Genomic DNA, 5,631 nt, shown 5'->3' on the forward strand with positions numbered 1-5,631 from the left:
GGCCGAGGCGACAAGCTCGCTGCGAACCGCGACCGCGCCCCTTTCCGCTCCCACCGCATTGAGCCGCGCCATGGCGAAGGCAATCCCCATGCCGAGCGCCTTGTCGAGAATCTGTCCTAGCTCCCCGTCACGCTTCGCCTTGAGGAAGGCGCATGCCTTCGCCGCGATCACCGATGCGAGCGCCGTCAGCACCGCAAGGGCGAGTTCGTTCACAAGCGGCTGCAAGGCCGCGAGATCGATCATATGCATGTGAAATCCTCTCAATCGGGAAATCGGCGCGTGAGCGCCTCGAGGTCGGTACGGCGGATCGCCGATACCCGTGCATGCGCCAGCCCCACCCCCCGCGCGGCCGCGGCGAGTTCGGCGAGCGTCATGCGCCAGAAGTCCTGCGGCGCGAGGCGAAGGCGACCGAGGCCGATTTCCATCGCCTGCTCCCATGGAAATTTTTTCATCGGGCTCAAGAGCTTGTTTTTAAAATACGCCGAACCCTGATTGTCATGGCCCGGCCTGCCCACCCACGTCGTTGCAGCCGCGTCCAGACCTGGCGAATCCTCGGGGCGCTTTTTAGGCTCCGCCGCCGAATGTCGCAGTCAGCAGCTCGGCGACGATGGCGATATAGCCGGCCGCGCCGCCTTCGGCGCTCATTCCTGCCACCTCATCATCGCTCACCTCCTGGCCCGCGCCGCGAAGCCCCGCGCCGATCACGCGGATCGCGTCTCGCGCCGAAATGCGCCCCGTCTCGAAGCGGCTCGCGAGCGCCAGCATGTCCTCGCCGCCGAAGGCGTGTTCGAGTTCGGCGAGCGCGCCGAGCGTGAGCACGAGCGTCCGTCTCTTGCCGCCAAGCACCGCCTCGATTTCGCCCCTGTGCCTGTTCACCATCTCTGCCCTCACATCGCCGCGAAGCTGAGCGGGCCCGCGGATTCGAGCGAGAGGTCGAAAGTCATCTCGCCATCATGCTCGCCCGCAAATTCGAGCGCCGTGATCTGAAAGGGACCCGCCACAGTGCCGAAATCGGGAATGACGACCTGCCAGGCCCTGATCGCGCCATCGAAGAAGATCTGCCTTACGCTCGCGTCCGACGCCTGATCGCGGAAGATGCCGCGCCCCGTGATGCTTGCTGAGCGTACGCCCGCGCCCTCGAGCAGCTCGCGCCATCGCCCGCTCGAATCCGCATTCGTCACATCGACGCTGCGCGCGTTGAAGGCGAGTGCGCGCGAGCGCAAGCCCGCCACAGTCACGAAACTTCCCGTGCCGCTCGCATCGAGCTTCACGAGCAGGTCCTTGCCCTTTTGTGCCGCCATGATTTGCTCCTAGATCGGTTCGGTGACGGCGCGAAAGCGGATGACGCCGCGCCATGTGGTTCCATCCGGTTCGCGCCGCGTTTCGGCTTCGGCGAAGCGGAGATTGATGAGACTGTGCCCCTCCGGCATCAGCGGTGCGTCATGAAGCGCCGCATGGAGCGCGCCGAGGATTGCTTTCGCCTCGCTTCGCCCACCCGCTCGCGACCAGACATTGAGCGCCAGTCGATGTTCCGCGCCGCATGTGTCGCCCGTGTCGAAAGCCGTCACGAGCGCGTCGCCCAGCGTCACATAGGGGAAGGCCGCCTCGCCCGGCACGCTGTCATAGATGCGCCCGGCGACGAGCGCATCGAGCGCTGCGTCTCCGGCGAGATGGGCATAGATCGCACGTTGCAGCGCGAGGTCCGCATTCATAATCGTCGGCATCGTCGCTGGCATCGTCACCGGCCCCTCTCCTCGCAATCGATGGCGAGCCAGCGCCGCCTGCCATCCGGGTCGAAGGCGCCCCTGATATCGAGCACGCGGCCGCGCCATGTAAGGCGCATGTCGCTCTTCACGTCGCCGCGATGGCGGATGACGACGCGGAAAGGTTCACGCGCCTCGAGCCGGTCGGCTTCCGCAAGCTCGGTTCCCTTGAACGAGATGACGTCCGCCCAAACGGTCGCAACCTGCGACCAGGCAATCGTCCATCCGCCTGCGCCGTCGCCTGCGCGTTGCGGCGCTTCGATCGTCACGCGCTCGCGCAATCTGCCGGGGCTCGTCACAGTTTCAGCCTCCGATAGGGCGCCACGAGCGCGGCGACGGTGAGCGGAATATCGGCTGCGGTGGCACCGAAGGCGACCGGCCCCCGCGCCTCGAACCAGTGCGCGACGAGCATCAATGTCGCCTGCCGCAAGGGTTCGGGCACGTCGGCGGCCGCGCCATAGCCCGCCGTGAAATCGATTTCGATACCGCCGATCCCGGCCGCCGGCTGTGCGAGCCGCATGCCTCTTCGCGCGGCGATGCGTGGCGGCTCGGCGCCGAGGTCCATGTCGAAGACTGATGGATCGAGCGTCACCGCCCCCTCGCCCGCATCGACGCGAACCGCCTCCACCGCCGCGACCGGCGCAAGAGGCAGAGAGATGTCGCGGCCGGGCCATGCATCGAGCACGAGGCGCCAGCCTTGCGTGACGAAGGCGCGCCGCGTTTCCGCTTCGAGTGTCGTGCGCGCCGCCGTGATCAGCGCCGTCACCAGCGCGTTTTCCTCCACGCCGTCGAGGCGGAGAAAACCGCGCACCTCGGCGAGCGTCACCGGCTCCTCCGCCGGACCGGCGATGAGCATGAGCGTCATGAGATTTCTTTCGTTGAGTGCTTGCGGGCAGGAAAGGAGCGCCGCCCCGGCATTGCGCCAGGGCGGCATCTCACGTCGCCGTCAGGCGGCCGGTTTCACATGCGCGGCCGAAAGCACGGCAATCGCCGCGACGGGCGTGCCGCCCGCATGGCTTCCCGTCAGCGCGATGGTGACGCGGCTGTAGCGGGCGTTCCCCACATAGCCGATCCGGTATTCCTTCTGCGCCTTCGCGGCCGCATCGACAGTGGCGAAGACGCCGCCTGTCGACACGGGCCCGCCCGTCACCGCCCTCGCGTCCGTCACCGGCGCCCAGTTGGTGCCGTCCTCGGAGGCTTCGAGCTTCGCCTCCATCTTCAGCGTGGGCGAGAGCGTGTCACCCGAGGCCCCGAAGAGCACGATGTGCTCCACCGCCTCGAAGCCCCTGCGATCGACAGGCGCGCCGGAACGCGGCGAAGCCGTCACTGCGGGATCGAGCGTCTGCACGGTCCTGATATTGTGATGAATGTCGCGCATGGTTCCCCCTCAGGCCGTACCGAACTTCAGAAGCTTCAGCGCCTCGAAGTTCTGCACGCCGCCGCCCACGCGCTTCGTCGTATAGAAGAGCACATAGGGTTTGGCGCTGTAGGGATCGCGCAGCACGCGCACGCCGAGCCGGTCGACGATGAGATAGCCGCGCTTGAAGTCGCCGAAGGCGATGGCAGTCGCATCGGTTTCGATCGAAGGCATGTCCTCTGATTCCGTCACCGGATAGTTGAGAAGCGTGGGCGGAGCCCCGGCCGCGATGCCCGGCTGCCAGAGGTAGTTTCCTTCCGCGTCCTTCAGCTTGCGGATGACGGATTGCGTCGCGCGGTTCATGACGAAGCGCGCATTGCTGCGATAGCCGGCCTTCACCGCATAGATGAGGTCGATGAGCGTATCGGCCGGGTTTGAAACCGCGAAGGCGCCGGCCGCGCCCGTCGCAAGATAGCCGAGCTTGCCGTGCGACCAGCTCGCATTGGCGACCCTGGCATAGGAGAGGAAGCCGCGCGGCTTGCGAACGCCATCGCCATGCACGAAGGCCGCGCCTTCCTGCTCGGCAAAGGCCGTTTGCACTTCTTCGGCGAGCCACTGGTCGATGTTGATCGCCGCGTCGTCGAGCAGCGTCGAGGTCGCGGCCGGCATGGCATAGAGTTCCATCGCCGGAAACTCGATCTCGGAAAGCTGCGGCGTCGCGGTTTCGATGCGCGCCTCGCTTTCGCCGACCCAGCCGGCGGCCGGCCCTTGCGTCGTGAACGGCTTCTTGTAGCTCGCCGCGCCGATCTGGCGCACGCCCGCAATGGCGCGAATGGGCGATGCGTCTGAAACGACGCGGTCGATCATGCGTTCCGTCTCCGCCGGCACGAGATAGCCGCCATCGGGATCGGACTGCGCCGAAAGCGCCTTCGCTTCCAGCGTCCGCAGTTCATGCGTCTCGCCCTTCCGCACATAGAGATCGAAGGCGCGCTTGTGCTCGCGCCGCGCCGGATCGAACACTGTCCGCGCGCCGCTGCCGATGCCCGGCCGCGCCAGCGAGAGGGCCAGCTCGTCGACCGTCTTCTTCTGCCGGTCGAGCGCGCGATTGATGCGTTCGACCTTTTCCTCCGTCACGACATCGGCCGTGAGCTTGCGCTCGATCTGGGCGAGCCTGTCGTCATTGGCCTCCTTGAAGGCCTCGAAGGCGCCGAGAAACTCATCCAGCGCGTCCCGCACCTCATGGGCGTCGGGGCGGCTCTCGGCCTGCTTCGTCTCAAGCGATTTCAGCGACGCCCCGATGCGCGGGACATCGTTCTTGAATGCACTCATGTGCTTTCCTCGTGTCAGTGTTTGAAGATGTCGGCGGCAGCGCGGATCGCGCGCGCCATCTGGCTCACATTCGCGTCCCGCGAGGTGATGAGCGTCTTGTAGCCCGCCGCGACGATGGTGCGGGCGTCCGAGCGGCTGAAGCCCGCGTCCCGCGTCAGCCAGCGCTCGAATTCTCGTTCTGTCGGCCGCGCGGCCTTGACGGCGCTGATGCGCGCCTCCGGCTGCATCGGAAACGTCACGACGGAGATTTCCCAGAGATCGACCTCGATGAGATGGCGCAGTCCCGTTCTCGCATCGGCACGCGCCTTGACGACGTGATAGCCGATGGAGAGCCCGTCTATCGCGCCCGCGCGCATGAGGCTCAGCACCTCGCGCGAACGCCCGACATCGGGCAGAAGCTTTCCTTCCACGAAGAGGCCGCGAATGTCTTCCTTCAGCTTCAGCCAGATGCCGATCACCTCGTTCGGATCGTGCTGATAGAGCATCTTGATGCCGCGGGGGCCTCGCTTGGCGAGCGAACTTCTGAACGCACCCGGCATCACCACATCCCGCCCCAGGTCCTCCTCGCCGAAAAGCGAGGCATAGCCCTCGAAGCTGCCGTCCTCCTTGACGCACTTCATGTCGAAGCGCGTCGCCTTCCGCTCGCCGTTCCGTCTCCGATCCGCGATCACTTGTCCTCCAGTGCCAATAAGAAAGGCGCCCCTTGGGCGCCTTCGCGTCTTCAGAATTTTCCGTCGCCCAGTGGTCCTCAGGCTGTCACCCCGGCGAGTGCCGGGGTCCAGAGCGACAAGCGCGGAGCGCGCGGCCCCTGAATGCCGGATCGGGTCCGGCCTGACGAGGCAAGCCCGCCGTCCTACCTTCGCCCCGCCATCGCCCGGTCGATCTTCTCCTCGATCCGCGCGAGCGAGGCGCGCGTCGCCAGCGACTGTTCCTCCAGCCGCGCCGTGCGCTCCGCCATCTCTTCCGTGTGCGCCGCGCGTCTCTCGAGCGCCGTCAGCCGTTCCGCCGCCGCGCCGGACCAGAGAAGCGCCGCGCAAGTCTGGAAGGCGATGGTGGCGACAAGCGCCACGGGAATGTGCCGGTCGAGCTTCCAGCCCGCATTCTCGCCAAGTTTCATGATCTCCTCCGGTATCGTCTCTCGCTCAAAGGCTCGTCACCCCCGGGCCTGACCCGGGGGTCCAA

11 protein-coding genes are annotated in these 5,631 nt (G+C 66.6%); all 11 read right to left on the reverse strand.

Features of this window, described 5'->3' with window-relative positions:
- On the reverse strand, nucleotides 1-249 hold a 249-nt coding region (locus PKA57_RS12150), incomplete at its 3' end, for a hypothetical protein (protein WP_324300905.1).
- Nucleotides 250-260: 11 nt separating this feature from the next.
- Nucleotides 261-452 carry a rcc01693 family protein gene (locus tag PKA57_RS12155; protein ID WP_324300907.1) on the reverse strand — a complete coding sequence of 64 codons (192 nt, stop codon included), beginning with the start codon at nucleotides 450-452 and terminating at the stop codon, nucleotides 261-263.
- Nucleotides 453-564: 112 nt separating this feature from the next.
- Entirely contained in the window at nucleotides 565-879 is a 315-nt protein-coding gene (locus PKA57_RS12160) for a gene transfer agent family protein (RefSeq protein WP_324300908.1), read from the reverse strand.
- Between the two features lie 8 nt (nucleotides 880-887).
- On the reverse strand, nucleotides 888-1,301 hold the full coding sequence (locus tag PKA57_RS12165) for a phage major tail protein, TP901-1 family (RefSeq protein WP_324300910.1): 414 nt from the start codon (nucleotides 1,299-1,301) through the stop codon (nucleotides 888-890).
- Between the two features lie 9 nt (nucleotides 1,302-1,310).
- The gene (locus PKA57_RS12170) at nucleotides 1,311-1,724 is read right to left on the reverse strand and encodes a DUF3168 domain-containing protein (protein WP_324300912.1); all 414 of its coding nucleotides are present in this window, start codon (nucleotides 1,722-1,724) and stop codon (nucleotides 1,311-1,313) included.
- Nucleotides 1,725-1,738: 14 nt separating this feature from the next.
- The gene (locus PKA57_RS12175; RefSeq protein ID WP_324300913.1) at nucleotides 1,739-2,062 is read right to left on the reverse strand and encodes a phage head closure protein; all 324 of its coding nucleotides are present in this window, start codon (nucleotides 2,060-2,062) and stop codon (nucleotides 1,739-1,741) included.
- A complete protein-coding gene (locus PKA57_RS12180; protein WP_324300915.1) occupies nucleotides 2,059-2,697 on the reverse strand; it encodes a head-tail connector protein in 639 nt (212 codons plus the stop codon). The genes PKA57_RS12175 and PKA57_RS12180 overlap by 4 nt, the downstream gene beginning before the upstream one ends.
- 12 nt (nucleotides 2,698-2,709) lie before the next feature.
- Nucleotides 2,710-3,141, reverse strand: coding sequence for a hypothetical protein (locus PKA57_RS12185; RefSeq protein ID WP_324300918.1), 432 nt, complete (start codon nucleotides 3,139-3,141; stop codon nucleotides 2,710-2,712).
- A gap of 9 nt (nucleotides 3,142-3,150) precedes the next feature.
- Nucleotides 3,151-4,449, reverse strand: coding sequence for a phage major capsid protein (locus PKA57_RS12190; protein ID WP_324300920.1), 1,299 nt, complete (start codon nucleotides 4,447-4,449; stop codon nucleotides 3,151-3,153).
- A 14-nt stretch (nucleotides 4,450-4,463) separates the two neighbouring features.
- Nucleotides 4,464-5,069 carry an HK97 family phage prohead protease gene (locus tag PKA57_RS12195; protein ID WP_324300978.1) on the reverse strand — a complete coding sequence of 202 codons (606 nt, stop codon included), beginning with the start codon at nucleotides 5,067-5,069 and terminating at the stop codon, nucleotides 4,464-4,466.
- Between the two features lie 233 nt (nucleotides 5,070-5,302).
- Nucleotides 5,303-5,566 (reverse strand): hypothetical protein, encoded by a 264-nt coding sequence (locus tag PKA57_RS12200; protein ID WP_324300922.1) that lies wholly within the window; start codon nucleotides 5,564-5,566, stop codon nucleotides 5,303-5,305.
- Nucleotides 5,567-5,631 lie beyond the last annotated feature (65 nt).

Origin of the sequence: Parvibaculum sp. (assembly GCF_035325945.1) — a bacterium.
GTDB lineage: Bacteria > Pseudomonadota > Alphaproteobacteria > Parvibaculales > Parvibaculaceae > Parvibaculum.

Bases quoted from the DNA above. Each gene is read 5' to 3' on its own strand.
- PKA57_RS12190 (WP_324300920.1), bottom strand. From the start codon at position 4,449: ATGAGTGCATTCAAGAACGATGTCCCGCGCATCGGGGCGTCGCTGAAA.
- PKA57_RS12160 (WP_324300908.1), bottom strand. From the start codon at position 879: ATGGTGAACAGGCACAGGGGCGAAATCGAGGCGGTGCTTGGCGGCAAG.
- PKA57_RS12200 (WP_324300922.1), bottom strand. From the start codon at position 5,566: ATGAAACTTGGCGAGAATGCGGGCTGGAAGCTCGACCGGCACATTCCC.
- PKA57_RS12180 (WP_324300915.1), bottom strand. From the start codon at position 2,697: ATGCCGCCCTGGCGCAATGCCGGGGCGGCGCTCCTTTCCTGCCCGCAA.
- PKA57_RS12170 (WP_324300912.1), bottom strand. From the start codon at position 1,724: ATGCCGACGATTATGAATGCGGACCTCGCGCTGCAACGTGCGATCTAT.
- PKA57_RS12165 (WP_324300910.1), bottom strand. From the start codon at position 1,301: ATGGCGGCACAAAAGGGCAAGGACCTGCTCGTGAAGCTCGATGCGAGC.
- PKA57_RS12155 (WP_324300907.1), bottom strand. From the start codon at position 452: ATGAAAAAATTTCCATGGGAGCAGGCGATGGAAATCGGCCTCGGTCGC.
- PKA57_RS12185 (WP_324300918.1), bottom strand. From the start codon at position 3,141: ATGCGCGACATTCATCACAATATCAGGACCGTGCAGACGCTCGATCCC.
- PKA57_RS12195 (WP_324300978.1), bottom strand. From the start codon at position 5,069: ATGAAGTGCGTCAAGGAGGACGGCAGCTTCGAGGGCTATGCCTCGCTT.